The 26,167-nt window shown below is 58.9% G+C and carries 21 protein-coding genes; 14 read left to right on the plus strand and 7 right to left on the minus strand.

Going from position 1 to position 26,167, the window contains the following annotated elements; genetic code table 11:
• Positions 1-21 precede the first annotated feature (21 nt).
• The 8 genes from gloB to fabI all read left to right on the plus strand — a co-directional run bounded on the left by gloB (position 22) and on the right by fabI (position 10,813).
• The gene (gloB, locus tag PMA3_RS15390) at positions 22-789 is read left to right on the plus strand and encodes a hydroxyacylglutathione hydrolase (RefSeq protein ID WP_064680715.1); all 768 of its coding nucleotides are present in this window, start codon (positions 22-24) and stop codon (positions 787-789) included.
• A gap of 99 nt (positions 790-888) precedes the next feature.
• The gene (locus PMA3_RS15395) at positions 889-2,316 is read left to right on the plus strand and encodes a transglycosylase SLT domain-containing protein (RefSeq protein WP_064677967.1); all 1,428 of its coding nucleotides are present in this window, start codon (positions 889-891) and stop codon (positions 2,314-2,316) included.
• A 299-nt stretch (positions 2,317-2,615) separates the two neighbouring features.
• Entirely contained in the window at positions 2,616-4,448 is a 1,833-nt protein-coding gene (locus PMA3_RS15400; RefSeq protein ID WP_064677968.1) for an extracellular solute-binding protein, read from the plus strand.
• Entirely contained in the window at positions 4,445-6,286 is a 1,842-nt protein-coding gene (locus PMA3_RS15405; protein WP_064677969.1) for an extracellular solute-binding protein, read from the plus strand. The genes PMA3_RS15400 and PMA3_RS15405 overlap by 4 nt, the downstream gene beginning before the upstream one ends.
• 3 nt (positions 6,287-6,289) lie before the next feature.
• A complete protein-coding gene (locus PMA3_RS15410; RefSeq protein ID WP_064677970.1) occupies positions 6,290-7,363 on the plus strand; it encodes a microcin C ABC transporter permease YejB in 1,074 nt (357 codons plus the stop codon).
• A 1-nt stretch (position 7,364) separates the two neighbouring features.
• Complete coding sequence (locus PMA3_RS15415) at positions 7,365-8,384, plus strand: ABC transporter permease (protein WP_064677971.1); 1,020 nt, start codon at positions 7,365-7,367, stop codon at positions 8,382-8,384.
• Between the two features lies 1 nt (position 8,385).
• A complete protein-coding gene (locus PMA3_RS15420) occupies positions 8,386-9,996 on the plus strand; it encodes an ABC transporter ATP-binding protein (protein WP_064677972.1) in 1,611 nt (536 codons plus the stop codon).
• A gap of 22 nt (positions 9,997-10,018) precedes the next feature.
• Positions 10,019-10,813 carry an enoyl-ACP reductase FabI gene (gene fabI / locus PMA3_RS15425; protein ID WP_008152082.1) on the plus strand — a complete coding sequence of 265 codons (795 nt, stop codon included), beginning with the start codon at positions 10,019-10,021 and terminating at the stop codon, positions 10,811-10,813.
• A gap of 72 nt (positions 10,814-10,885) precedes the next feature.
• Here the strand turns inward: fabI and PMA3_RS15430 are convergent, their stop codons facing one another.
• The 6 genes from PMA3_RS15430 to PMA3_RS15455 all read right to left on the minus strand — a co-directional run bounded on the left by PMA3_RS15430 (position 10,886) and on the right by PMA3_RS15455 (position 19,340).
• Positions 10,886-13,480 (minus strand): SET domain-containing protein-lysine N-methyltransferase, encoded by a 2,595-nt coding sequence (locus PMA3_RS15430; protein WP_064677973.1) that lies wholly within the window; start codon positions 13,478-13,480, stop codon positions 10,886-10,888.
• Positions 13,481-13,565: 85 nt separating this feature from the next.
• The gene (locus tag PMA3_RS15435; protein ID WP_064677974.1) at positions 13,566-15,035 is read right to left on the minus strand and encodes a hypothetical protein; all 1,470 of its coding nucleotides are present in this window, start codon (positions 15,033-15,035) and stop codon (positions 13,566-13,568) included.
• Between the two features lie 419 nt (positions 15,036-15,454).
• Complete coding sequence (locus PMA3_RS15440) at positions 15,455-16,036, minus strand: GGDEF domain-containing protein (protein ID WP_064677975.1); 582 nt, start codon at positions 16,034-16,036, stop codon at positions 15,455-15,457.
• A gap of 74 nt (positions 16,037-16,110) precedes the next feature.
• A complete protein-coding gene (locus tag PMA3_RS15445) occupies positions 16,111-16,689 on the minus strand; it encodes a hypothetical protein (RefSeq protein WP_064677976.1) in 579 nt (192 codons plus the stop codon).
• A 1-nt stretch (position 16,690) separates the two neighbouring features.
• Positions 16,691-18,859 (minus strand): xanthine dehydrogenase family protein molybdopterin-binding subunit, encoded by a 2,169-nt coding sequence (locus PMA3_RS15450; RefSeq protein WP_064677977.1) that lies wholly within the window; start codon positions 18,857-18,859, stop codon positions 16,691-16,693.
• Between the two features lie 25 nt (positions 18,860-18,884).
• Positions 18,885-19,340 carry a (2Fe-2S)-binding protein gene (locus PMA3_RS15455; RefSeq protein WP_064677978.1) on the minus strand — a complete coding sequence of 152 codons (456 nt, stop codon included), beginning with the start codon at positions 19,338-19,340 and terminating at the stop codon, positions 18,885-18,887.
• Positions 19,341-19,735: 395 nt separating this feature from the next.
• On the opposite strand from PMA3_RS15455, the gene PMA3_RS15460 reads away from it, so the two are divergent.
• Complete coding sequence (locus tag PMA3_RS15460; RefSeq protein WP_064677979.1) at positions 19,736-20,569, plus strand: helix-turn-helix transcriptional regulator; 834 nt, start codon at positions 19,736-19,738, stop codon at positions 20,567-20,569.
• An 18-nt stretch (positions 20,570-20,587) separates the two neighbouring features.
• Here the strand turns inward: PMA3_RS15460 and PMA3_RS15465 are convergent, their stop codons facing one another.
• A complete protein-coding gene (locus PMA3_RS15465) occupies positions 20,588-21,184 on the minus strand; it encodes a LysE family translocator (protein ID WP_064677980.1) in 597 nt (198 codons plus the stop codon).
• 168 nt (positions 21,185-21,352) lie between these two features.
• On the opposite strand from PMA3_RS15465, the gene PMA3_RS15470 reads away from it, so the two are divergent.
• The 5 genes from PMA3_RS15470 (at position 21,353) to PMA3_RS15490 (ending at position 26,130) form a co-directional block, all read left to right on the plus strand.
• Positions 21,353-21,973, plus strand: coding sequence for a LysE family translocator (locus tag PMA3_RS15470; protein ID WP_064677981.1), 621 nt, complete (start codon positions 21,353-21,355; stop codon positions 21,971-21,973).
• A 120-nt stretch (positions 21,974-22,093) separates the two neighbouring features.
• A complete protein-coding gene (locus tag PMA3_RS15475; protein ID WP_064677982.1) occupies positions 22,094-23,176 on the plus strand; it encodes a bifunctional transcriptional activator/DNA repair enzyme AdaA in 1,083 nt (360 codons plus the stop codon).
• A gap of 45 nt (positions 23,177-23,221) precedes the next feature.
• Entirely contained in the window at positions 23,222-23,839 is a 618-nt protein-coding gene (locus PMA3_RS15480; RefSeq protein ID WP_064680716.1) for a DNA-3-methyladenine glycosylase family protein, read from the plus strand.
• An 83-nt stretch (positions 23,840-23,922) separates the two neighbouring features.
• Complete coding sequence (locus PMA3_RS15485) at positions 23,923-24,411, plus strand: GFA family protein (protein ID WP_064677983.1); 489 nt, start codon at positions 23,923-23,925, stop codon at positions 24,409-24,411.
• 225 nt (positions 24,412-24,636) lie between these two features.
• The gene (locus PMA3_RS15490) at positions 24,637-26,130 is read left to right on the plus strand and encodes a trypsin-like serine peptidase (protein ID WP_064677984.1); all 1,494 of its coding nucleotides are present in this window, start codon (positions 24,637-24,639) and stop codon (positions 26,128-26,130) included.
• The last annotated feature ends 37 nt before the right edge of the window (positions 26,131-26,167 follow it).

Raw genomic sequence — 26,167 nt, forward strand, 5'->3', positions numbered from 1 at the left:
TTCCGCTTGGCGAATCCGACGATGATACAGATCAGTGCCCTCTGCGCCTTCACCGACAACTACATCTGGTTGTTACAAGACCCCCACACCCGGCGCTGTGCGGTCGTCGATCCGGGGGATGCCGCGCCGGTCCAGGTCTGGCTCGCGGCGCATCCGGAATGGGTATTGAGCGATATTCTGATCACTCACCATCATCATGACCATGTCGGCGGCGTCGAGCAGCTTAAAAAAGCGACAGGCGCGACCGTCCATGGCCCGGCCAGTGAAAACATCCCCGCCCGGGACGTCGCCCTCAAGGACAACGACCGCTTCAGCGTGCTGGGCTGCGAGTTCGAGGCCATCGCGATCCCCGGTCATACGCTGGGCCACATTGCCTTGTATCACCCGGGCCTGCTGTTTTGCGGTGACACCCTGTTCGCCGCCGGATGCGGGCGCCTGTTCGAAGGCACGCCTGAGCAAATGCACAGCTCGCTGACACGCCTGGCGGCCCTTCCCGAGGATACGCGCGTTTACTGCGGTCATGAATACACCCTGAGCAATCTGCGCTTCGCCATCGCGGTCGAACCGGGCAACCCCTACATCGCCGAACGGCTGGCAATCGTTACTGAACAACGGGAAGCAGGGATCATCACGCTACCGTCGACACTGGCCCTGGAAAAGCTCACCAATCCGTTTTTACGCACCGGGGAAACATCCGTTAAAGAAAAAGTGGACGAACGGAATGGAACCCATAACCGGGCTCCGAGTGCGGTCTTTGCTGCTCTTCGTGCCTGGAAAGATAAGTTCTAAGCCGCCTTGCCGATGGTACAAAAATTCTGAATGGTTGACCTGGGGGGGTACGCTTTCTAGAATCGCCCGACATTTTTGCCCGGAACTTACTTCCAGCCAATGTCGTCATCCATTCGTAAAGCCATCAATAAAGACGCATTGACCCGCCTGGCTCAAGCCATCGCGGTGGCTGTGTCCGCCACGCTGGCGGGCTGTTCCAGCCATGTGCCGCAGACCGACGCGACACACGTTCCGAACCTCGCCGCTCGAGCCAAGCCAAAACCTGTGCTGCTCAGCGTGAAACCGACCCCGGAAATACCCCAGGATGTCTGGGAGCGCATGCGCCAGGGCTTCCAGCTGCAGGACACCGTCGGCGTCAACCCGCGCATCGAGCAACAGCGCCTGTGGTTCGCCAGCAACCCGTCGTTCCTCGAGAACGCCGGCGAGCGCGGCAGCCTGTACATCCATTACATCGTCGAACGCCTCGAAGAACGCAACATGCCGCTGGAGCTGGCGCTGCTGCCGGTGATTGAAAGCGCCTATAACCCGATGGCCTATTCCCGGGCCAACGCGGTGGGTCTGTGGCAATTCATCCCGTCCACCGGCCGCTACTTCAACCTGCGCCAGACGCGCTTCTACGATGGTCGGCGCGATATCACCGCCTCGACTACCGCAGCGATGGATTACCTGACCCGCCTGCATGACATGTTCAACGGTGACTGGTTGCTGGCCCTGGCCGCCTACAATGCCGGTGAAGGCACCGTCAGCCGGGCCATCGAACGCAACGAAAAGCTTGGGCTGCCGACCGATTACTGGAACCTGCCACTTCCGGCGGAAACCCAGGCCTACGTGCCAAAGCTGCTGGCCCTGTCGCAAGTGGTGCTCGCGCCGGATGCCTATGGGGTGAACCTCAACCCGATCGCCAACGAACCCTACTTCCAGGTCGTCGAAATCAACCAGCGCATGGACCTGTCCAAGGTTGCCGCGGTGGCCAACATCGACGAAGACGAACTGTTCCAGCTCAACCCCGCGTTCAAACAACGCACCACCATCGATGGCCCCCAGCATTTGCTGGTGCCGACGTCCAAGGCGCAGCTGCTGACCACCAGCCTGTCGACCATGCGGCCTGAAGAGTTGATCAGCAAGAAGCCGCTCAAGCCGGTCTTCGAGGGTGCCGACAGCCCCGCCGTGGCCGGCGTCAAGCGTTCCTACCGGGTCAAGCGCGGCGACAACCTGGGCACCATCGCCAAGGCCAACAACGTCGACGTCAAGGACCTGCAGCGCTGGAACAGGCTGACCGGCAAGAATCTCAAGGCCGGCCAGACCCTCGTCATGCAGGACACCACCAAGCGCTCCGGGCGCGTCAACACCGTGGTGGCGGCCACCAGCAAGAAGCAGCAGACCCGGTACAAGGTCAAGCAAGGCGATTCGCTGTACATGGTGGCCAAACGTTTCAACGTTGAAATGCAGCACCTCAAGCGCTGGAACCCCCGGATTGGTCAGGCGCTGAAGCCCGGCCAGATGTTGACGGTGGCTTCGCCGCGTTAACTGTAGGAGCGAGCCTGCTCCGGGCGGCGTTCCGACGATGGATTCAAGAGCACCGCGTTTAGCCAGTACACACGCGTAATCGTTAACGACCATCGCGAGCAAGCTCGCTCCTACAGGGCACCGCGTTTAACCAGCACACACGCGTTATCGTTTACGACCATCGTCGGAACGCCGCCCGGAGCAAGCTCGCTCTTACAACCAGCAATTAACCGCGCATTAAATCCCCGTCTTTTTCCTGTCCAGACAAGCTGTTACTGTACGGCCCACAAAGCCCAAGCCGCCTGGATCGGATCTCTGACTTGAAGCGTCCCCTCCTCCTGTTCCTGATCAGCCTGGCCTTGAGCTCCCCCGCAAGCGCGACGATCAGCGAAAGCCATGGTTATGCGCAGTTCGGCACGCTCAAGTACCCGGCCAGATTTACCCACTTCGACTGGGTCAATCCGCAAGCGCCCAAGGGCGGTACCTTGCGGGTGATGGCGTTTGGCACCTTCGATACGCTCAACCCCTACACCTTCAAGGGTTCGAGCCCGGTTTCCACCCCCAATTTTCTGCAGTACGGCATCAACGAACTCAACGAACCCTTGATGGTCGGCACCGGCCAGTACGCACCGTCCGGCGACGAGCCGACATCCAGTTATGGCCTGATCGCCCAATCGGTGGAGTACAGCGAGGACCGCAGCTGGGTGGTGTTCAACCTGCGCCCGCAAGCGCGGTTCCACGATGGCTCGCCGATTACCGCCTACGACGTGGCGTTTTCCTACCGCCTGCTGCTCAAGGAAGGCCATCCGCAGTACCGCACCAATCTTCAGGAAGTGTCGCGGGTCGACATCCTCAATCCGCATCGGATCCGCTTCGTCTTCAAGCGTGCCGGCAATCCCTTGCTGATCCTGCGCCTTGGGGAGTTGCCAGTGCTGCCGCTGCATTACTGGAAAGGTCGCGACTTCAAGGCCACCACCTTCGAACCGCCCCTGGGCAGCGGCCCCTATCGCATCACCTCGGTCACGCCCGGACGGCAGATCGTGTTCGAGCGGGTCAAGGATTACTGGGGCAAGGACCTGCCGGTCAATCGCGGCAAGTACAATGTCGACCGCATGGAAGTCGAGTTTTACCGTGACAGCGACGTCGCGTTCGAAGCCTTCAAGGCCGGCGAGTTCGACATCTACATCGAGCACCAGGCCAAGAACTGGCAAAACGGCTACATCTTCCCGGCGGTGCGCCGCGGCGAGGTGATCAAGGCGCAGATCCCGCACCAGATCCCGACCCAGACCCAGGGCCTGTTCATGAACAGCCGGCGCCCGACCTTCTCCGACGCCAGGGTCCGTGAAGCCCTGGGGATGATGTTCGACTTCGAATGGACCAACCGCACGCTGTTCAGCGGCGCCTACACGCGCGCACTGAGTTACTACCCCAACAGCGAATTCTCGGCCACGGGCCTGCCGGTCGGCCATGAATGGCTGATGCTCAAACCGTATCGCGAGCAGCTGCCGGCCAGGCTGCTCACGGAGCCGTTCAGCCTGCCGCAGACCCAAGGCCGCGGCATCCCCCGGGAAACCCTGCGCAAGGCCCTGGGCCTCCTGGCCGAGGCTGGCTGGAAGCTCAATGGCCAACGTCTGCAGAACGCCGCCGGGCAACCGTTGCGCCTGGAGATCTTGCTGGTCAACCCGAACCTGGAACGCATCCTCCAGCCCTACGTGGAGAACCTCGCCAGCATCGGCATCGACGCTCGCCTGCGCACGGTCGATCGCGCCCAGTACAAACAGCGCCTCGATCAGTTCGATTTCGACATGATCCTGATGACACTCAACCAGACCCTCAGCCCCGGTCTTGAGCAATGGCAGTACTTTCACTCCAGCCAGGTCGGGGTCAAGGGCAGCAAAAACTACGCGGGCATCGCCAACCCGGTGGTCGACCACTTGCTCGAACACCTGCTCGCCGCCCAGACCCGCGATGAACAGGTCGCCGCCGGCAAGGCGCTGGACCGGGTGCTGCTGTGGCAGCACTACATCATTCCCAACTGGTACCTCAATTATCACCGCCTGGCCTACCGCAACCGGTTAGCCTTTGTCACCACGCCGCCCTACACCCTGGGCCTGAGCGCGTGGTGGCTGAAATCTTCGGAGAAGGATCGATGAAATCCGTACATGCCCTGCTGGTGCAGGCCAGCGGCCTGTTGTTCGCCGGGCTGGCCTGCGCCGCCCCGCAACATGCCCTGACCTTATACAACGAGCCGCCGAAATACCCGGCCGACTTCCAGCATTTCGATTACGTGAACCCCGATGCGCCCAAGGGCGGGATTTTCCGCCAGGCCGGTTTCGGCGGCTTCGACAGCCTCAACCCGTTCATCGGCAAGGGCGTACCGGCCGACGACATCGGCATGATCTACGACACCCTGGCCAAACAGGGCCTGGACGAACCCTTCACTGAGTATGGGCTGGTCGCCGGCCAGATCGAGAAAGCCCCGGACAACAGCTGGGTGCGCTTCTACCTGCGCCCCGAAGCACGTTTCCACGACGGCCATCCGATCCGTGCCGAAGACGTGGTGTTCAGCTTCGAGACCCTGACCAGGGACGGTGCTCCGCTCTATCGCGGCTACTACAGCGACGTCGCCGAAGCGATCGCCGAAGACCCGCTCAAGGTGCTGTTCAAATTCAAGCACAACAACAACCGCGAACTGCCGCTGATCCTCGGCCAGCTGCCGGTACTGCCCAAACACTGGTGGGCCAGCCGCGATTTCAACAAGGGCAACCTGGAACTGCCGCTGGGCAGTGGTCCGTACAAGGTCAGCGAAGTCAAAGCCGGGCGCTCGGTGCGCTATGAGCGGGTCAAGGATTACTGGGGCAAGGACCTGCCGGTCAACCGCGGGTTCTACAACTTCGATGTCATGACCACTGACTATTACCGCGACAACACCGTGGCCCTGGAAGCGCTCAAGGCCGGGCAGTTCGATTACTGGCTGGAGATGGCCGCGAAAAACTGGGCCAATGCCTACAACATCCCGGCCGTCACCGAGGGCCGGTTGATCAAGGAACAGATCCCCAACGGCAACCCCACCGGCATGCAAGGCTTTGTGTTCAACCTGCGGCGCCCGGTGTTCCAGGACCTGCGCGTGCGCCAGGCCCTGACCCTGTTGCTGGACTTCGAATGGACCAACAAGCAACTGTTCAACGGCGCCTACGCGCGCACCCGCAGTTATTTCGAGAACTCGGAAATGGCCGCCAGCGGCCTGCCGGACGCCGAACAGCTGGCGATTCTCGACCCGTTCCGCGGCAAGGTCCCCGAGCAGGTCTTCAGCGAGGCGTTCCAGAACCCGGTCACCGACGGCAGCGGCATGATCCGCGCCCAGCAACGCAAGGCCTATCAACTGTTGCAAGAAGCCGGCTGGCGCATCGTCGACGACAAGATGGTCGACGCCACCGGCAAACCGGTGACCATCGAGTTCCTGCTGGCCCAGACCGAATTCGAACGGGTACTGCTGCCGTTCAAGCGTAACCTGAGCGATCTGGGCATCGACCTGGTGATCCGTCGGGTCGACGTCTCGCAGTACATCAACCGTGTGCGCTCACGGGACTTCGACATGATCGTCGGCAGCTTCCCCCAGTCCAACTCACCGGGCAACGAACAGCGCGAGTTCTGGATGGCCGCCGCCGCCGACAAACCCGGCAGCCGCAACTCCATGGGCCTGAAAGACCCGGTGGTGGACCAACTGGTCGAGCAACTGATCAACGCCGACTCGCGGCAAAGCCTGGTGGCCCACGCCCGCGCACTGGACCGGGTGCTGCAATGGGGCTACTACGTGATCCCCAACTGGCACATCAAGACGTGGCGCGTGGCCTACTGGAACCACATCGGTCACCCGGCCATCTCACCCAAGTACGACATCGGCATCACCACCTGGTGGATCAAGCCCGACGCCAAACCTGCGGTAGAAATCGAAACCAAACTGCAAGCCGACCCTGCGGGCACGGAGTAACAGATGCTGGCGTATATTTTTCGGCGACTGCTGCTGATCATTCCCACCTTGCTCGGCATTTTGCTGATCAACTTCGTGATCATCCAGGCCGCCCCCGGCGGGCCGGTGGAACAGATGATCGCCAAGCTCGAAGGCTTCGAAGGCGCCACCAGCCGCATTGCCGGCGGTGGTGCCGAAGTCTCGGTAGCCGGTTCGGCCTATCGTGGAGCGCAAGGGCTGGACCCGGCGCTGGTCAAGGAAATCGAGCACATGTACGGCTTCGACAAATCGGCGCCGGAACGCTTGTGGATCATGATCAAGAACTACGCCACCCTGGATTTCGGCGACAGCTTCTTCCGCGACGCCAAGGTCATCGACCTGATCAAGGAAAAGATGCCGGTGTCGATCTCCCTCGGGCTGTGGAGCACGCTGATCATGTACCTGGTGTCGATCCCCCTGGGGATCGCCAAGGCCACGCGCCACGGCAGCCACTTCGACGTCTGGACCAGTTCGCTGATCATCGTCGGCTACGCGATCCCGGCGTTCCTGTTCGCCATCCTGCTGATCGTGCTGTTCGCCGGTGGCAGCTACCTTGACTGGTTCCCCTTGCGCGGCCTGACCTCGAACAATTTCGACGAGCTGAGCATGGGCGGCAAGATTCTCGATTACTTCTGGCACCTGGCCTTGCCGGTGACAGCGTTGGTGATCGGCAACTTCGCGACCATGACCCTGCTGACCAAAAACAGCTTCCTCGACGAAATCAACAAACAGTACGTCGTCACCGCCAAGGCCAAGGGCCTGACCAACCACCGGGTGCTCTATGGCCACGTATTCCGCAACGCCATGTTGCTGGTGATCGCAGGGTTCCCGTCGGCGTTCATCGGCATCTTTTTCACCGGCTCGTTACTGGTGGAAGTGATCTTCTCCCTCGACGGCCTCGGGCTGATGAGTTTTGAAGCGGCGATCAACCGTGACTACCCGGTGGTCTTCGGTACGCTGTTCATCTTCACCCTGCTGGGACTGGTGGTGAAGCTGATCGGCGACCTCACCTACACCTTCGTCGATCCGCGCATCGACTTCGAAAGCCGGGAGCATTGAGATGAACCTGTCCCCTCTCAATCGCCGACGTTTCGAACTGTTCAAGGCCAACAAGCGTGGCTGGTGGTCGCTATGGCTGTTTCTGGTGCTGTTCGGCCTGAGTCTCGGCGCCGAGCTGATCGCCAACGACAAGCCGCTGGTGGTGCACTACGACGACGGCTGGTACTTCCCGGCACTCAAGCGCTACCCGGAAACCGCGTTCGGCGGCGAATTCCCGCTGGAAGCCAACTACAAGAGCCCCTACATCCGCGAACTGCTCAAGGCCAAGGACGCCTGGGTGCTGTGGGCGCCGATCCCCTACAGTTATCAAAGCATCAACTACGACTTGAAAGTCCCTGCTCCGGCTCCACCCTCGACCGACAACCTGCTGGGCACCGACGATCAGGGCCGCGACGTGTTGGCCCGGGTAATCTACGGTTTCCGCATTTCGGTGTTGTTCGCCCTGACCCTGACGATCCTGAGCTCGATCATCGGGGTGATCGCCGGCGCACTGCAGGGTTTCTATGGTGGTTGGGTCGACCTGGCCGGGCAGCGTTTCCTCGAGATCTGGTCCGGGTTGCCGGTGCTGTACCTGCTGATCATCCTCGCCAGTTTCGTGCAGCCGAATTTCTGGTGGCTGCTGGGGATCATGCTGCTGTTCTCGTGGATGAGCCTGGTGGACGTGGTGCGCGCCGAGTTCCTGCGCGGGCGCAACCTGGAATACGTGCGTGCGGCGCGGGCGCTGGGGATGCAGAATGGTGCGATCATGTTCCGCCACATCCTGCCCAACGCCATGGTCTCGACCATGACCTTCATGCCGTTCATCCTGACCGGCGCCATCGGCACCCTGACCGCCCTCGACTTCCTGGGCTTCGGCTTGCCGCCGGGCGCGCCGTCCCTGGGTGAACTGGTGGCCCAGGGCAAATCCAACCTGCAGGCGCCGTGGCTGGGCATGAGCGCGTTTGCGGTACTGGCGCTGATGTTGAGTTTACTGGTGTTTATCGGCGAGTCCGCTCGCGATGCCTTCGACCCGAGGAAGTGAAATGAATCAGGACAATCTGATCGAAGTGCGCGACCTGGCCGTCGAATTCGTCGTCGGCGAGCGTGTTCAGCGGGTGGTCGAAGGCGTCAGCTTCGACATCAAGCGAGGCGAAACCCTGGCCCTGGTGGGCGAAAGCGGCTCCGGCAAATCGGTGACCGCGCACTCGATCCTGCGCCTGCTGCCCTACCCGCTGGCCCGGCATCCGTCCGGCACTATCGAGTATTCCGGTCGAAACCTGCTGAGCCTGAAAGAAAAAACCATCCGCCACATCCGTGGCAACCGGATCGCGATGATCTTCCAGGAGCCGATGACCTCGCTCAATCCGCTGCACTCGATCGAGAAGCAAATCAACGAAGTGCTGGGCATCCACAAGGGCCTGATCGGTAAAGTCGCGACCAAACGCACCCTGGAACTGCTGGAGATGGTCGGTATCCCGGAGCCTGAGAAGCGCCTCAAGGCCCTGCCCCATGAACTGTCCGGCGGCCAGCGCCAACGGGTGATGATCGCCATGGCCCTGGCCAACGAGCCGGAACTGCTGATCGCCGACGAACCGACCACCGCGCTGGACGTGACGGTTCAACTGAAAATCCTCGAATTGCTCAAGGAACTCCAGGCCCGTCTGGGCATGGCACTGCTGTTGATCAGCCACGATTTGAACCTTGTGCGAAGAATTGCGCATCGCGTATGTGTCATGCAGCGCGGTTGCATCGTCGAACAGGCATCGTGCGAAGAGTTGTTCCGCGCGCCGCAGCATCCGTACACTCGGGAATTGCTGGCAGCGGAGCCCAGCGGGACGCCGGCGAGCAACGTGATTGGCCCGCCATTGCTGCAAGTCGAGGACCTGAAAGTCTGGTTCCCGATCAAGAAAGGCTTGCTGAAAAAGACCGTGGATCACATCAAGGCGGTCGACGGGATCAATTTCAGCCTGCCCCAGGGCCAGACCCTGGGGATTGTGGGAGAAAGCGGTTCCGGCAAATCGACCCTCGGCCTGGCGATTCTGCGGCTGATCGGCAGCACAGGTGGAATCCGTTTCGAAGGCAAGCAGCTAGACTGCCTGACGCAGCAACAGGTTCGACCGTTGCGCCGGGAGATGCAGGTGGTGTTCCAGGACCCTTTCGGCAGCCTGAGCCCGCGGATGTGTGTGAGCCAGATCGTCGGCGAGGGCCTGCGGATCCACAAGATGGGCACCGAGGCAGAACAGGAACAAGCGATTATTGCGGCACTCGAGGAGGTAGGTCTGGATCCGGAAACCCGGAACCGTTACCCCCACGAATTTTCCGGCGGGCAACGGCAGAGAATCGCCATTGCCCGGGCTTTGGTGTTAAAACCGGCGTTGATTCTGCTGGACGAGCCGACTTCGGCCCTCGACCGCACCGTGCAACGCCAGGTGGTGGAGCTGTTACGTTCACTGCAAACCAAGTACAACCTGACGTATCTGTTTATCAGCCATGACCTGGCTGTCGTCAAAGCGCTGAGCCACCAGCTGATGGTGGTCAAGCAAGGCCAAGTGGTCGAACAGGGGGACGCGCAACGTATTTTTGCCGCCCCCCAACATCCGTATACACAGCAGTTGCTGGAAGCCGCTTTCCTGGCCCCGGCCACTGCGCAATAACCTGAAAAGAGAGGAGCAACACATGGGTTTTCTCGCCGGTAAGCGCGTACTGATCGTCGGTGTCGCCAGCAAGCTGTCCATCGCATCCGGCATCGCTGCCGCCATGCATCGCGAGGGCGCTGAGCTTGCCTTCACTTATCAGAACGACAAACTCAAGGGTCGTGTCGAAGAGTTCGCACAGAGCTGGGGTTCCAACCCGGACCTGTGCTTCCCGTGCGACGTGGCCAGCGATGAAGAAATCGCCAAGGTTTTCGTTGAACTGGGCAAGAAGTGGGACGGCCTGGACTGCATCGTGCACTCCGTCGGCTTCGCCCCGGGCGACCAACTGGACGGCGACTTCACCGAAGCCACCACCCGTGAAGGTTTCCGCATCGCTCACGACATCAGCGCCTACAGCTTCGTGGCCCTGGCCAAGGCCGGTCGCGAAATGATGAAAGGCCGCAATGGTAGCCTGCTGACCCTGTCATACCTGGGTGCCGAGCGCACCATGCCCAACTACAACGTGATGGGCATGGCCAAGGCTTCCCTGGAAGCTGGCGTACGTTACCTGGCCGGCTCCCTGGGCCCGGACGGCACTCGCGTGAACTGCGTATCGGCTGGCCCGATCCGCACCCTCGCCGCCTCCGGCATCAAGAACTTCCGCAAAATGCTGGCCGCCAACGAAGCGCAAACCCCGCTGCGTCGCAACGTCACCATCGACGAAGTCGGCAACGCCGGCGCCTTCCTGTGCTCGGACCTGGCGTCGGGCATCAGCGGTGAAATCATGTACGTGGACGGCGGTTTCAACACCACGGCCATGGGTAGCCTCGAAGAGTAATCTTCGGCCCTCCCAATAAAAAACCCGCCGTTTGTTTTGGCGGGTTTTTTTGAGTGCGGTTTTTGCCGCTGTTCAAGTCCAATCGTAGCCGTCCCCATAATCGAGAAGGAGTTCATCCCCCTTCTTGATGTCTTTCCATGCAACAAAGAATGTCATGTATCTTCCAACGTTAATGGATGCCACATTCTCACTGCCTAAAGATGGCCTGCCTGGCGCATTAGGACTATTGATCAAACTTAAAATATTACCGCTGCCATGGGCGCTGAGCGTTCCGTCATTTGAAAATGTGCTAAATGTGTAACTATTCACAGCTTTATGCCCTTTTTTTGAAATTTCCTCCAGCAGGGTTTTACTTCCAAAATGTAATTTACCTGAGTACGGACCCAGCACTTCGAATTTTTTAATGTCGCGCTTTGCAACAACCGATCGACCACGCTCCGGCCCATTGCTCAGCACTTTAATTTCCATGAGCTTATCAAACTTCGGCGCAAGATTTTTCTCGTTTCGAATCCAGTCTCGCACTTCCACAGTGATGTCTTCCTGCAATTTCAACCTTGTGGTTTTAGACACTTGATCAAGTAGTTGATTCCAGTAGGTAACCCCGATTTCACCAACAGTTGATTCACGTCCCTCAAGCCCACTAGGTCCTTCAGCCTTTAGCGTCAGGCTTTCTTTAACATTTTTCGGGTCCTGCAGAATCGGCAACGAATTGTCTATGTCATGATCCAGGTGAGGCCGTTCTGTACGCTGTGCTGCCTCAGGATCTGGCCGCGGGCGCTTGCTGTTTCCGGGCAGGCTCTCTTCTGCGGGACGCTTAGTGCCCTCGGATGTATCGCGCCTTGCCGAACTTTTGCGCGCCAAGTGCGGCCTTGGCGTCGGTTCGCCCAATATAATGAGGTTTTTGCCAGACTGTTTAAGCGCACCCGTTTCGTCCACGTAAGTTCCCCAAAGCACTGGATTAAGATTGTTTTTCTCGGCAAAATCACCCGCGGTTATCTTATTGTTTTTGGATTTATACAACGCCTGCCAGGCTTCCAGATGCTCATATGTAATATTGGCAAACTCCTCACCCTTAGCGTGTTTCATCAGTACCTTTCCAGCGGCTTTCAGCTTGCCATACTGGTCGATATGTTCCAGGAATGATGCAGGATTGAGGTTATGTCGGTTGGCAAATCCCTCTTGCGTCAATCCATCACGCCCCTCCTGAGATTGATTTTGCCAGTACCTCAAATGTTTCTCCGTGATCGCTGTCTGAACGTTCCTCGCCCTCAGGAGTACTTGTTGTCCTTCCCCCGTGACTCCGACACTCAACTGCGCATACTGCCTGAATTCTTGAGGATCGAGTCGGTATCTTGTGGTGAATTGACTAATCGCCATCTCTTCGACCGAATCATTCAACTCCTGCCACTCCTCCAGGTGTTTGTGGGTAACCAGGTTGTAATCCTCCGGCGGTTCTCCTTCCAACCTGATCCTCTGCCATTCACCTGCCTTGACTGACGATACCTGTAAGCCCGTATACTCGTTAGTTCTATAATCGACGATCTCGACAGATACAATATCGGCATCGAGATTAAAATTATTCCGAACCTGATACACCGCGACGTTGCCACTCTCATCGACATTGCATATGTAACACCGCTGACCATCCACACTTCGATAGATCCCTTTGCCATTGGGAGTGAGCCCTGCTATGCATGATTCCGGCGCTGCATAATGATGGTAGTTTACGTTGCTGATGGCGGCTCTCGGTTCCAGGTAACTCGGTCCGAAAACATGATTGGTTGATGGGTCTATCAGGCGATAGTCGCGGGAAGCGAGGTCGCCGGTATTACGCACCGGGACGTTATCGATACCGCCGACATTGCTCAGTTGATCACCGGTTCGCAGCGGTGTCCAAGTCTCTGGATTCACTGTGATCAGATGACGAACGGCGTCCGGGGAAACCCTCTTCATCGACCGTTTGCTGAGTTGAGTGATACTTCTATTGACTTGCGTCGCGTCTGCCGCGGCAACTTTAAACGAGACGGAGCCTTCCAGCTCGAGTAATGTCAGCGAACGAGGACGCGTGCTCGGGCCAGGGCCGGGGACTACAGGGGCTGGAGGCTCTTGGGGAATGCCTGGCTGATTGTCTTCTATGGGCATGGTCCTTTGCGGCTTTCGTTGCCAAAGCGTCGTTCCTTCGATGGGTTCGAGCATCGGACCAGACGGGGTCAACTCTCTGGCAGAGGTCGCCTGATAATCCCCATGCGCATTTTTGTGGACCATGACGGTCCCTTCATCTATTACATCGACATAAATTCTTTTCTGCTTGTCATAGCGGAACAGGTCCCCTGCGACTTTTGTCAGTTTGTCGGCCTGGCTCGGTGCAATGAACGCCAGTGTTTCAGACCTCCCGGGCACGTTCGTGCGTTCTACAGGGTTGTCGGTAACGACAACCGGCTGATAAGGGACAACGTCTGGCGAAATAGTCGAATCGTGTGTGCCGGGAGGTTGCTCTGCGCCCCGCAGAGAGCTGCGAAACGTGCCCAGATCTCCGTCTCGCAGAGAGCTGCCAAACGTGCCGGAAGGGTCGCCCAGGAACACGTCACTTTCTGATGAGGTTCTGGGAAGTGTCGATGAAGTGTCAGACGAGTTGGGGTCAATAATTATCTTGGGTTTTTTAGTCATGACGGTTGCTCAGATAAATAATTATTCAAATGCCTCATTCAAGGAAGTGCGCCTGAAATAAGACGAAAGAGTAGCTTGGTGGAAACTAGGACTCGTAATGAGGCACGGCCCTGAGCATCTCAGCGTTGAGTTCTGGATCACGCTCATGCTCCTCCAGAACCTCAATGGCTCTCTCGATTTCTTCGGCCGAGTAACCTTGATGTTTTATCGCCTGCACGCCGATGCCGACCGCCCACTGCACGGCCGGAGCCTGTCTGGATGCAGCAATCAGCGCCTGGCGTTCAGGTGAAGCTTCGTGACTGTATTCGGCCAGCAGATTGAGCAGCTGCTCGAAGTTCATGTGTTTTGACGAGCCGGGAGCAATAGCCTCCGCCAAAATAAAACCGCTCCTGAAATGGACCCACCTGCTGGAACCGGCATAGGTCAGATCATCCGGAATACCACGGACCCAGAGCTCGGAAGAGGTATTCGCTTCGATGACACGCATAACCAGATGCACGACAGGCGCGAAAACACCCAAGCGATCCTTCAAGTCCTTTACGATGTCATTACGGATAAAGGAATAGTTAACCTTCTGGCCGGTGAATCTCACCAAGTCAAAGTTTGAATATAAACATTCCGGATGAGTCGGCGGCGCAGCGACACTCAGCCAAAGCGCGCGCCATACCAATTTCGCCAATACCGGTTGCGGGCAGGTTTCTCCTGCTTTGCTACCATACCAGTCCAGCGCTTTGACGAGCCTGCGACCCAAGGCAAGGCTGTTTTCCGTGTTCACCAGTCGTTCAAGGACAACGGTAGGCGTATTGGCAATTTGTCGCTGCAACTCGATCGTAAAGAAAGGCATAGCCAAATAATTGATCAGCGAATCATTATGTTCCGCTTGAGTGTTATAAATGATATCGAGTATGCGCTTATCGTCCTGTTCATCCATAATCAGATCAAGATCACTCAATTGACCGTCGTGACCCAGTACACGGGCAGCGCGACGCTCCTTCAGGCTATCCAGCACAGCCGTCCATTGAACTGCCGTCTGCGGCGACGATGGGGTGATCAAGTAATACTTCAAAACACGATCGAGCCGAATCGTACCGTTGCTTCTGATGCCGTCGCCAATGATGCGATGGACGCCTAGAAGAACCTCAATATCGTGCTGCCAGTAAACAGGGACGTCGTCTAGCAGTAATTTTATGTTACTAACAGTGAGTACGGGCAAGGCTGCCGCTACCTTGGGACTGCTGAACAACGGTACGATAATATCGTGCCAGATCCAATCCGTTCCGCCGGGGCGGCTGATTCCTTTGCTCCTGCCCTGCAAGTACTGCTGAAATTTTTCGTCCGCCTCAAGCTTTTTCAAAACCGCAAACGCTTCGGCGCAGACATTGTCCAGTTCAGAATGGGTGGGAGGTGGGTAATACCAATGTGGCGCGGACGAAGAATAACCATGACTCCGCAACGTACCATGGACGAGTCGCTCCATGTAATCAGTTAAATGATCAATATCCTGCAGGCGATTCTCTGGCCGCTTGAAATAGAACTCGGAAATAGCATTATTCAAGATACAACCCTCATGAAGTACAGCTTTGCTTTAGTCCTTATATATTTAGCAGACATCCACGCACGACTCAGCTATCAATACGTGACAATTCATTCAACCCGAAGCACAGGTAACATCAAGAAAAATTAAACCAGCAGAATGCAGCACGAATCACTGCCACGAAAAGACAGCAGAAACATCCCACACATACGCACAACTAAAAATTTAAGATACGAATGGCGACCAGGTCCACGCACCTGAACTACCGTTCGCCAAGTAAGCAGGGTTTTTATTGATGACGCCTCGACAGGAACGCCCCGCATCTTTCGATATGAGGCGTTTTTTTGACCCACGACAAATATCAAAACCGTGGCGATTGGACAGGGGGTTTCATATCGAGCAAACTACCTACCTACCTACCTACCTACCTACCTAGCTACCTACCGGTGCAAAGCCCTTTCGGCCTCTGCCAGCAATTCCTCGACATCGTGGTGAAGATTGGCGTCGTATTCGATCTGCCCGATACTGAATCGAATATCATAACCGCGGTGCACCGTAGCATTGCGCTCGTCGAGCATCTCTTCGAGGCGCGCCTTGATCGGGGCGATGTCCACCCAGCCCGAGCCGGTCAACAACGCGACAAATTCATCGTCGCCGAGCCGGCCGATCACGTCGTTTTCGCGAAAGGCGATACGCAGCACATCCGCGAAGGTTTTCAGGGCGCTGTCGCCCTCGGCACGGCCATACAGATAATTGATCTGCTTGAACTCATCGAGGTCGAAGAACAGCAGCGTCGCTGGCAGGCCCATCTGCCGACAGGCATTCAGCCCCAGCTGGGCAAGTGCGGTGAAACCGTGGCGATTGGAGAGTAGCGTCAGCTCATCCATGTTCGACATTTGCACGCCCATCAGCGCTTGCTCGGCTTTACGGGCCAGCTCACGCAGCAATTCGCGCTCTTGCAGTGGCGTGCGCATGGGGTCTGCGCAAGGGCGGTGTCTGACCGGTTTGCCTGGGATCAGCATTACTCACTCCATTGGCGGGTATGTTCTTTAGAGTCGTCCATACCCGGTTTGACTCCCTGTTAACGGACCGCCGGTCAACTGCCCTCGATCGGACAGGGCCCTCCCGCGTCCGCCCAGAGTTTGAACTGGGTGACAAAAATGTCGTGCGGCACCGGCACCGGCGCGCGTCCCACACCCGGATTCCAGCCCCAGAGCACCAGCTTGTCGTCGCTGACATGCTTGATCAACGCCGCGAAATCGCGATCGCCATTGCTGGAGCGGTCCTTGATCATGGCGCACAACTTGTCCGCCGGCAGGCCGATCCAGGCCATTTTGTGCGCCGCCGGCGGCAGGCTCCAGTGCGGCGCTCCCGGCGGCATGCCCGGGCCATAGCTGGCCGGCGGATTGCGTTCGGCATGGCAGGTGGTACAGGGCAAACCGGCAGCGCCCTTGCCGTCCATCCCCCGCACCACATTCATCGCGTGGGGAATGCCTGCATCGAACTGCAAGGGTGAATCACCGGGGATATGGCAGTTCTGGCAGCGCGGGCTCTGGAAGACTTTTTGCACGGTATCGAATGCCTTGACTGCTTCCTTTTCATCAGCCAACACGTGCTCGGCATAGGCGATCAGGCCGATCAACACCACCGTGCCCAGCAACAGATGTCGTTTCATCTCACACCCCCGAGAGTTGCAGCGGCAGTTCCCGCAGGCGCTGCCCGGTCAGGGCGAACACCGCGTTGGCCACCGCCGGCGCCACGGGCGGTACGCCGGCCTCGCCGATACCGCCGGGTTTCTCGCTGCTGGGCACGATATGCACTTCGACCAGCGGCATCTCGTTGAGCCGCAACACCTGATAGTCGTGATAATTGGATTGCTCTACCTGCCCGTCCTTGAAGGTCAGTTTGCTGTGCAAGGTGAATCCGAGGCCGAACGTGATCGCCGACTCCATTTGCGCGGCGATGCTCATCGGGTTGACCGCAATGCCGCAATCCACCGCACACACCACCCGGTGCACGCGGATCGCCAGGTTGTCCTGGGACACTTCGGCGACCTGGGCAACGTAACTGCCAAACGACTCATGCACCGCGACCCCCAAGGCGTGGCCGTTTGGCAGAGGCGTCTTCCAGCCGGCTTTCTCGACCGCGAGGTTCAGCACGCCGAGGTGCCGTGGATGATCCTTGAGCAGGGTTCGGCGATAGTCCAGCGGATCCTTCCCGGCCGCCTCAGCCAGTTCGTCTATCAGCGATTCCATCACGAACGCAGTGTGGGTGTGCCCGACCGAGCGCAACCAGAGCACGCTGATACCGGTTTTCGGTGAATGCAGATCGACCTGGTGATGGGCCAGCCCCGCCAGGTAAGGGCTGTCGGCGACTCCTTCGACAGACGTCTTGTCGACGCCATCCTTGACCATGGTCGCCTCCAGCGACGTACCGGCCATGATCGACTGCCCGACCAGAACATGCTTCCAGGCGATCGGCTGGCCCGCCGCATCCAGGCCGATGCGCGCGTGGTGCAGGAACGCCGAGCGGTAATAACCTCCGCGAATATCATCCTCTCGGGACCAGACGGTTTTCACTGGCGCACCCGCTGCCTTGGCGACTTCCACGGCTTCAGCGACAAAATCCGAGGTCGGATTGGCCCGGCGACCAAAACCGCCGCCCAGGAACTGGGTATGAATCTCTACCTGTTCAGGTTTGAGTCCGGTGATTTTCCCCGCGATCATTTGATCCAGGGTCTGGAACTGGGTGCCGGTCCAGATCTCGCATTTGTTCTGGGTGATGCTGACCGTGCAGTTCAGCGGTTCCATCGGCGCGTGGGCCAGGTAGGGCACGCTGTATTCGACGTCGAGGGTTTTCACCGCTTTGCCCAACGTGCCGTCGGTGTCGCCGGCCTTGCTGACTGAAACGCCAGGGGTGGTGGCGAGTTTGCGGAAGTTTTCCAGCAATGCCTGACTGTCGAGCCCGCTGTTGGGCCCCGGATCCCAGTCGACGCTCAGGGCATCGCGTCCCAGCTTGGCCGCCCAGTAGTGATCGGCGATCACCGCGACGCCCGTGGGCACCTGCAGGACCTTATGCACCCCCGGAATCGCCAGCGCTTCGGCGCCTTCGAAGGATTTGACGCTGCCGCCGAACACCGGTGAACGGGCGACCATGGCGGTCATCAGGCCCTCGAACTGCACGTCCATGCCGAACTTGGCCTGGCCGGTTATTTTTTCCGGAGTGTCCAGGCGTTTGGTGGGTTTGCCGATGAGCTTCCAGTCCTTGGCTTCCTTGAGCTTGATCGAGGCCGGATCCGGCATCGGCAGCTTGCCAGCATCATCGGCCAGCTCGCCGTAAGTGGCGCGCCGGTCACCGGCAATCACCACGCCCGATTCGGTGCGAATCCCGGATGGCGCAACGTTGAAGCGTTTGGCGGCGGCCTCGATCAGCATCAACCGCGCCGTTGCGCCGGCCTGGCGGTAACGATCGAACTCCATCCAGGTCGAGGTGGAGCCGCCAGTGATCTGCATTCCGCCAAACCCGGCCAAGCCATAATCGGCGGCCGACGCGGGTGCATGTTCGACGCGAATTTTCGACCAGTCGGCGTCCAGTTCTTCGGCGATCAGCATGGTCAGGCCGGTCCAGATGCCCTGGCCCATCTCCGAATGGCCGAGCAGCACGGTGATGCTGTCGTCATTGCCGATTCGCACAAAGGCGTTGGGGGCGAAGACCTTGCCCTGGTTCTCGGCGCCGCTGGCAAAGCGATGGGCACCGGGGATGACAAATGCCACCACCAGCCCCCCACCCAGCAACGCGCTGCCCTTGAGAAAACCCCGGCGCGATACCGGCTTGATGCTGTTCATGGCTCAGGCTCCCGTCAACATGGCATCAACCGATTTCGGCAGCGCGTTTGACTGCGGCACGGATTCTTGGATAGGTGCCGCAGCGGCAGATGTTGCCGGAAAGCGCCTGATCGATGTCGCTGTCAGTGGGTTGGGGAATTTTCGCCAGCAATGCGGCTGCCGACATGATCTGCCCGGACTGGCAATAACCGCACTGGACCACATCGAGTTCGGCCCAGGCTCGTTGCACTGGGTGCGAGCCGTCGGTGGACAGGCCTTCGATGGTAAGAATTTTCTGCCCATGGGCCACGGTCGTGGCGGGCGTGACACAGGAGCGCAGCGGTGCACCGTCGACGTGCACGGTGCAGGCACCGCACTGGGCCATGCCACAACCGAATTTGGTACCGGTCAGGTGCGCGACATCGCGCAGCACCCAAAGCAGGGGCATGTCCGCCGGTACGTCCAGCGCCTGATCCTTGCCATTGATGTTAAGCGTCAGCATGGCGAATGTCCTCAGACTCACGGTGTTCTGAAGGGGCTCTGTCTCTATGACGACGCCGTACGCTTTTCTGTAGGAGCGAAGCTTGCTCGCGAAGGCGTCAGAAATGCACACCGCGTTTTCGTTCTTCGTCGGGACGCCGTCCGGAGCAAGCTTCGCCCCTGCAAAGGTCGGTGGGCCTGCAGAAGCCTCGGTTTATCCCTACAGCTAAGCGCAATTTTCCCCGCGGGACTGGTTCATCGACCACCGGTCACTTGATGGTGCCACGGGCGGCCACCAACCGATGTTGTGCCAACAGCCGCATCACATGAAATAAATCTCGACATCGCTGCGCTGCAACGAGCCTTTGCCGGCGAGAGCTAATACACTGCGAAGCTGACCTGTCGAGGACGCTGACCTTGAAGCACTCCATCGCCAAAGACGCTGACAAGGCCCCGCGCTTCTGGCGTGATGACGCCCTGCCCTTCATCGAAGCCCGTTCCATCGCCGACGGCCGCGAAGTGTGCTACACCCGGCATGCCCACGAGCATTTTTCCATCGGGGCGATCACGGCCGGGCGCAGTACCTATATCCACGAGCAGTCGCACTTCCAGGTCGGTACCGGCACCGTGGTGCTGATGAATCCGGGCGATGTACACGCCTGCAATCCCATCGACAATCAGCCCTGGTCCTACTTGATGCTGTACGTCGACACGCCCTGGCTCACCGACTTGCAGCACCAGCTCGGGTTCAGCCACGACCTGGCGTTTCGGCGGTTTTCCATCACCCATAATCGCGACACCCTGCTGTTTGACGGCCTCAAGGCTTTATACGAAGTGCTGGTTGATCAGCAGCAGGAGGTACTGCATAAACACAGCGCGGCAGTGGAGTTTTTTTCCGAGGTGCAGCTGCGGCTCAATCCTGTCGACCCGCCGCTGCGCGAGCCCAATTTCAAGCTGGAACGGGCCGCCGACTACATCCGCGACAACTGCACGCAAATGCTCAAGCTCGAAGACATCTGCTTCGCGGCTCAATTGTCGCCGTCTTACCTGATTCGCGCGTTCAAGCAACAATACGGCATGACACCCCATGCGTTTCTCGTGAACCGGCGGATTCAGTTCGCTCAGGATCGGCTGCGCCGCGGCGAGCTGATCGCCGATGTCGCGCTGGAAGCGGGATTTGCCGATCAGGCGCATTTTCAACGGGCGTTCAAGCAGCACCTGGCGGCGACTCCGGGGCAGTATCGTGGCTGACTCGAATATCCCTGTGGACTACTGTGGCGAGGGCAACACCAGATAAACCGCACTCACCGCCAGCAACGACGCCATGATCCGGTTAAACCAACGCATACCCGCCGGATTATGCAAATAGCCGCGCAAAAAGGTCCCTGCATAAGCCCAGCAACCGACGGACACATAGCAGATCACCAGGTACACCGCGGCAAACTGCCAGACCAGCCGCGCCTCGCCATCGGCGACAAACGCGCCCATGCCCGCTACGCAAGCCAGCCAGGCCTTCGGGTTGAGCCATTGCATGACAGCGCCGTAGAGCATTGACGGTGCGCGGCCCGGTGCCTTCGCTTCGAGATGGCCCTTGTCGACGGCGAGCTTGAACGCCATGTACAACAGGAACGCCACGCCTGCCCATTGCACCCCTTGCGTCAACGCCGGCCATCGCTGCAACAGCTCATGCAACCCCAATCCCATCAGTACCAGCAGTAACACAAAGCCGAGGGTCGCACCGGCCACATGCCGCTGACTGGCGCGAAAACCGAACCGCGCCCCCGAGCTCAACGCCACGATATTCACCGGCCCCGGCGTGATCGACGCTGCGAGGGCAAACGCCGCCATGGAAATAATCAGACTCATCGCACCTTTCTTCCATTCAATTGAACAAGATCCCAAAGTAGAGAGCGGCGCGACGGCTGTATTGAACAAAACTCCCCTCGCCTGTACCGCGACAGACGCTCACCACTGTACGGGTCGAGCCTTCAACACCTGTGATAAAAATATCGCACTAGTTTCAGGAGCCTCTTCATGGACTTCGCCACCCTCTCCCTCTTCCTTCCCGCCTGCTTCGCCCTGAACATGGCGCCGGGCCCGAACAACCTGCTGTCGGTCAGTAATTCGACTCGCTACGGCTACCGCACGGCGTGCGTCGCCGGCATCGGCCGGCTGCTGGCGTTTGCCGGGATGATCGCCCTCGCGTCGGCGGGACTGGCGGTGGTGCTGCAAACCTCGGAGCTGCTGTTCTACGGGATCAAGATCCTCGGCGCGGCGTACCTGTTTTATCTTGCCTGGCAATTGTGGCGTGCCGATCCCGGGACACAAGACAGTGTCGCGGGAGCGCCCGTGGGCATGCTGAAATTGGCGCGGCAGGAGTTTCTGGTGGCGGCCGGCAACCCGAAAGCGATCCTGATCTTCACCGCGTTTCTGCCACAGTTCGTTGACCCGAGCCGGGCAATCACCCCGCAATTTGCCGTGTTGGGCGCCATGTTCCTGATGCTGGAATGGATCGCGATCGGCGCCTACGCCTACATGGGCTTGCACATGCGCCGCTGGTTTGCCCAGCCTCGGGGCAAGCGGATATTCAACCGTTGCTGCGCCGGATTGCTGTCGGCGGCGGCTTCGGTGTTGCTGCTGGCGCGGCGGGCCTGAAAGCCGGCATTGGACCGGATCGGAGCCCGCCTGCGCTCAATCTGATGCCGTGGCGCCCAGCCGGAATTCCCTGTCGATTTTCCGGTGGAGGTACCGGTCGACGCGTCTTATGCTCAACCCATGAACCGACAAAACGCTTTGCTGCCACCCCACGCCGAGATGGTTCGCGCCATGCTCGAACGCGACACCGCCTACGAGGGGGTGTTCTTTACCGCGGTCAAAACCACCGGCATCTTCTGCCGCCCCGGTTGCACCGCGCGCAAGCCCAGGCCGGAGAACGTCGAGTTCTTCGCCCATGCCGATGAATGCCTGTCGGCGGGCTACCGCGCCTGCCTGCGCTGCAAACCGCTGGACGCGGCGGCCATCGCGCCGGACTGGGTGCAAAAGCTGCTCATCGCCGTGGATGCCAATCCCGAAGTGCGGTGGAGCGATGTACAACTGCTCGCCGAGGGCGTCGAGCCGCTGAAACTGCGGCGCTGGTTCAAGCAGCATTTCGGCATGACCTTTCATGCCTGGCTGCGGACACGGCGCCTGGGCATGGCGTTGGGCGGGATCAAACAGGGCCACTCCATCGATCACGTCGCGTTCGATTCGGGCTACGAATCTCTCAGCGGTTTTCGCGACGCGTTTCAAAAATCCTTTCACATCACCCCTGGCCGCGCCACCCACCGTGAGCCGCTGCTGTTCAGTCGCCTGACCACGCCCCTGGGGCCGATGATCGCCATGGCCGAACGCCGTGGGCTGGTGTTGCTGGAGTTTCTTGACCGGCCGGCGCTGACCCGGGAAGTCGAAGAATTGCAACACCGTTACGGCTATGCCGTGGCGCCCGGGCACAACGGCCATTTGCGCCAGATCGAAGAGGAACTGACGCAGTATTTCGCCGGAAAGCTGACCGGGTTCAACGTGCCATTACACCTGCCGGGCAGCGAATTCGCCCGCCAGGTATGGGCCGAGCTGGCTAAGATTCCTTACGGCCAGACCAGCACCTACGGCACCATCGCCGCGAAACTGGGCAAGCCTGGGGCGAGCCGCGCCGTGGGGCTGGCGAACGGACACAACCGCCTTTCGATTGTCCTGCCCTGTCACCGGGTGATTGGTGCGGACGGCTCGCTGACGGGCTATGGTGGAGGACAACCGCGCAAGGCGTTTCTGCTGCGACTGGAAAAAGCCGCGGTGCAGCTCACCGAACACCTTGCGTTCTGATCCACGCCATTCATGAACATCATCAGGAAGGACAACCTGACTTCCATGCCCGATCCGTACCTACCCGCCACGGCGTTCCTGGCGTCCATCGACGATGACTGGCGCCGCCACATCGCCGTCATCGGCCCCTGCCTGCATCAGCCCCATGCGGCTCGCGACCCCTATGAGTCGCTGGTGCGTGCAATTGCCTACCAGCAACTGCACGCCCGGGCCGGGGACGCGATTGTCGGTCGGCTGCTGGCCTTGTTTCCAGGGAAGGCATTCCCCAGGCCTGAACAGATTGTCGCGACGGACTTCGACCAACTGCGCAATTGCGGGTTCTCCGCCAGCAAGATCGCGACCATTCAGGGCATTGCCCAAGCGACACTGGACGGTGTGGTGCCAGATTACGCCACGGCGCTGGCGATGGATGACGAAGTGTTGATCGAACGCTTGATCACGTTGCGCGGGGTCGGGCGCTGGACCGTGGAGATGTTGCTGATTTACAGCCTGGAACGGCCGGATATCCTGCCGGCCGATGACTTTGGCGTGCGTGAGGGTTATCGCCGGCTCAAGGGGCTGGAGGTGCAGCCGACGCGCAAGCAGATGATTGAGATCGGGCTGGCGTGGAGCCCGTTTCGGACCGTAGCTTCCTGGTATTTGTGGCGGGTGCCTGGCCGGTAGGCCGCGTTATCGTTCTTCGCCGGCACATTCACCACAAACCGCTAGGCTGTCCAGGATAAGCCAAAGACCTGTCGGAGGATGCCATGCAGCTCGAAGGTTCCTGCCATTGCGGCGCCGTGTCATTCAGTTTGACCAGCGCCCACCCCTACCCCTACCAGCGCTGCTACTGCTCGATCTGCCGCAAGACCCAGGGCGGGGGCGGTTATTCGATCAATATCGCAGGCGAGTCTAGCAGCCTGAAAGTGCGTGGCCGCAAACACATCGCGATTTACCACGCGCGACTCAAGGAAGAAGGCACCAAGCGCGCGCACCGTAGCACTGCCGAACGGCATTTCTGCTCCCTTTGCAGCTCAGGCTTGTGGCTGTTCAGCCCCGAATGGCCGGAATTGATCCACCCCTTCGCATCAGCCATCGACACTCCACTGCCGGTGCCGCCGGAACACACGCACTTGTTGCTCGATTCAAGGGCGCCGTGGGTGGAAGTCGAAGTGCGTCCTGGAGACAAGCAGTTCGATGTCTACCCCGAAGAGTCGATCGCCCAGTGGCATGAACGTCTGGGTTTGAGTTGCTGAAGCGAGCGTGTCTAAAGACAGTGGCAACGATGAGGGGTGATAACGTCGTTGCCGGGCGCAGCTATACAAGTTCTGTAAAGGACCGAAATCATTCACTTCCCTGAGTTTGCCATTGCAACTTGCTGCGCAAGGCCGGAGCTCTTACTGTTTGACTCGCACGCACCTGCGTTACAAGTGCAACGCTCACTCTTTAGTTTCACCCATTGAATCGACCAAGGAATGGTTATGAACAAGAAACATCTGCGCACTTCATTTTTACTAGCTGGAGCACTGTTTGTATCGACAGGCATTTACGCCGTCGATCTCGGCGAAGGCCTTGCCAATGAGTCCGACGCGCTGTTACTAAAAAATCATAACGGCAGTTATAGTCGCTGGAATGGCGTTGGAAACATTTTCTGGAACGATGAACCCAACTGTACCGCGAGCCTACTCGATACACGCGACAAACATAATAACGCGGTCGGCCCTGCCTACTTACTTACAGCAGCACATTGTGTGGTCGATGAACAGGCTTTCGACCAGCCTGTCGAGGAAACTGTAAAGTTCAACTACTTCAATGACACAGCGAATGCCTACAAAAGCTACAAGATCAATAAGATTGTCTGGAAGGACTATAAACATACCGATCTTGCCGTCCTGGAGCTGGACGCTACCTTGTCTACACTACTCGCGGATGGAATTAATCCGCTTCGGATGGCATCCGAATGGCCCAGGGTAACTGGAGATGTGCTTGTGGTCGGTGCACCCCAGGATCTTCAGGGGTCCGGGCTGCGTTTGGCAGCCTGCGCCCAGGAACCTACAGGGGCGACGCTGGTTGAAGACTTTCGCGCCTACCTCGACACATTGAAGAACCGCTGCAAGGAAATACGCCCCGGCTCTTCAGGAAGCCCGATGCTTGACCGCAATACCGGCCAGATACTCAGTGTTTTGACGACGAGTACCTATGACGCGAAGATTGACGAAAAATGCTTTGTGAATGCCCCCTGTGAAATCAGGCGAGGACAACCGGTGTTGTCCTCCGATACCCACTACAGCGTCCCCGTCGATTATTTATCGGGCTGTTTCAGTAATGGCGTTTTCAGCAACGACTCAAATGCGTGCGCCCCTTACACTACGTTCAAGGTACTTGACTTGTCGTGGCCCACCCAGTACATCACCATGCCTGAGGATATCAACAGTTCGCCCCCTGCTGTACAGGTTGATTTTACATTGAGCACCCCCTACTACCGATTCAAAACAGTGCGGGATGTTGCGCTTTGCCAATCGCCTCATGACTACAGTGACACGTTCGATGCAACCGATGCTTCGCTAAAGGCGCCGATAAGTCGTGAATCCGGCATGCATTATCTTTGCATCATAGGCGTCGAATCCGCAGACCACAGGCCTAGCATCGAACTGCTGAAAAGCGCTTGGGTGACCCCTGCACAACTGATTGAGAGAACTCCGGTGCGGACACCAGAGCCGACCATTACATTGAGCGCTGACTGGAATTATCACATTAAATGGCAGTATTCAATTCCGATGTATTATGGCACGCTCTATTACACCAGTCCGGCCAAAGATACAGACTGCAATGCAATACCAGTCAAAGACTACATTGAAACATTTGAGGCTATTACGTTTACAGCGGAAAAACTTCCTTTGACGCTGTGCAGTCGAAACAAGGATCTAAGCGACCGCTACTCTAGTGCTCGCACTGACCTGCTGGCGTTGCCGTGAATGCTGAGACCGGCCAAGTCAGCTTGACCCGCCAGCC

The sequence above is a fragment of the Pseudomonas silesiensis genome, from assembly GCF_001661075.1.
In the GTDB taxonomy this organism is placed as follows: domain Bacteria; phylum Pseudomonadota; class Gammaproteobacteria; order Pseudomonadales; family Pseudomonadaceae; genus Aquipseudomonas; species Aquipseudomonas silesiensis.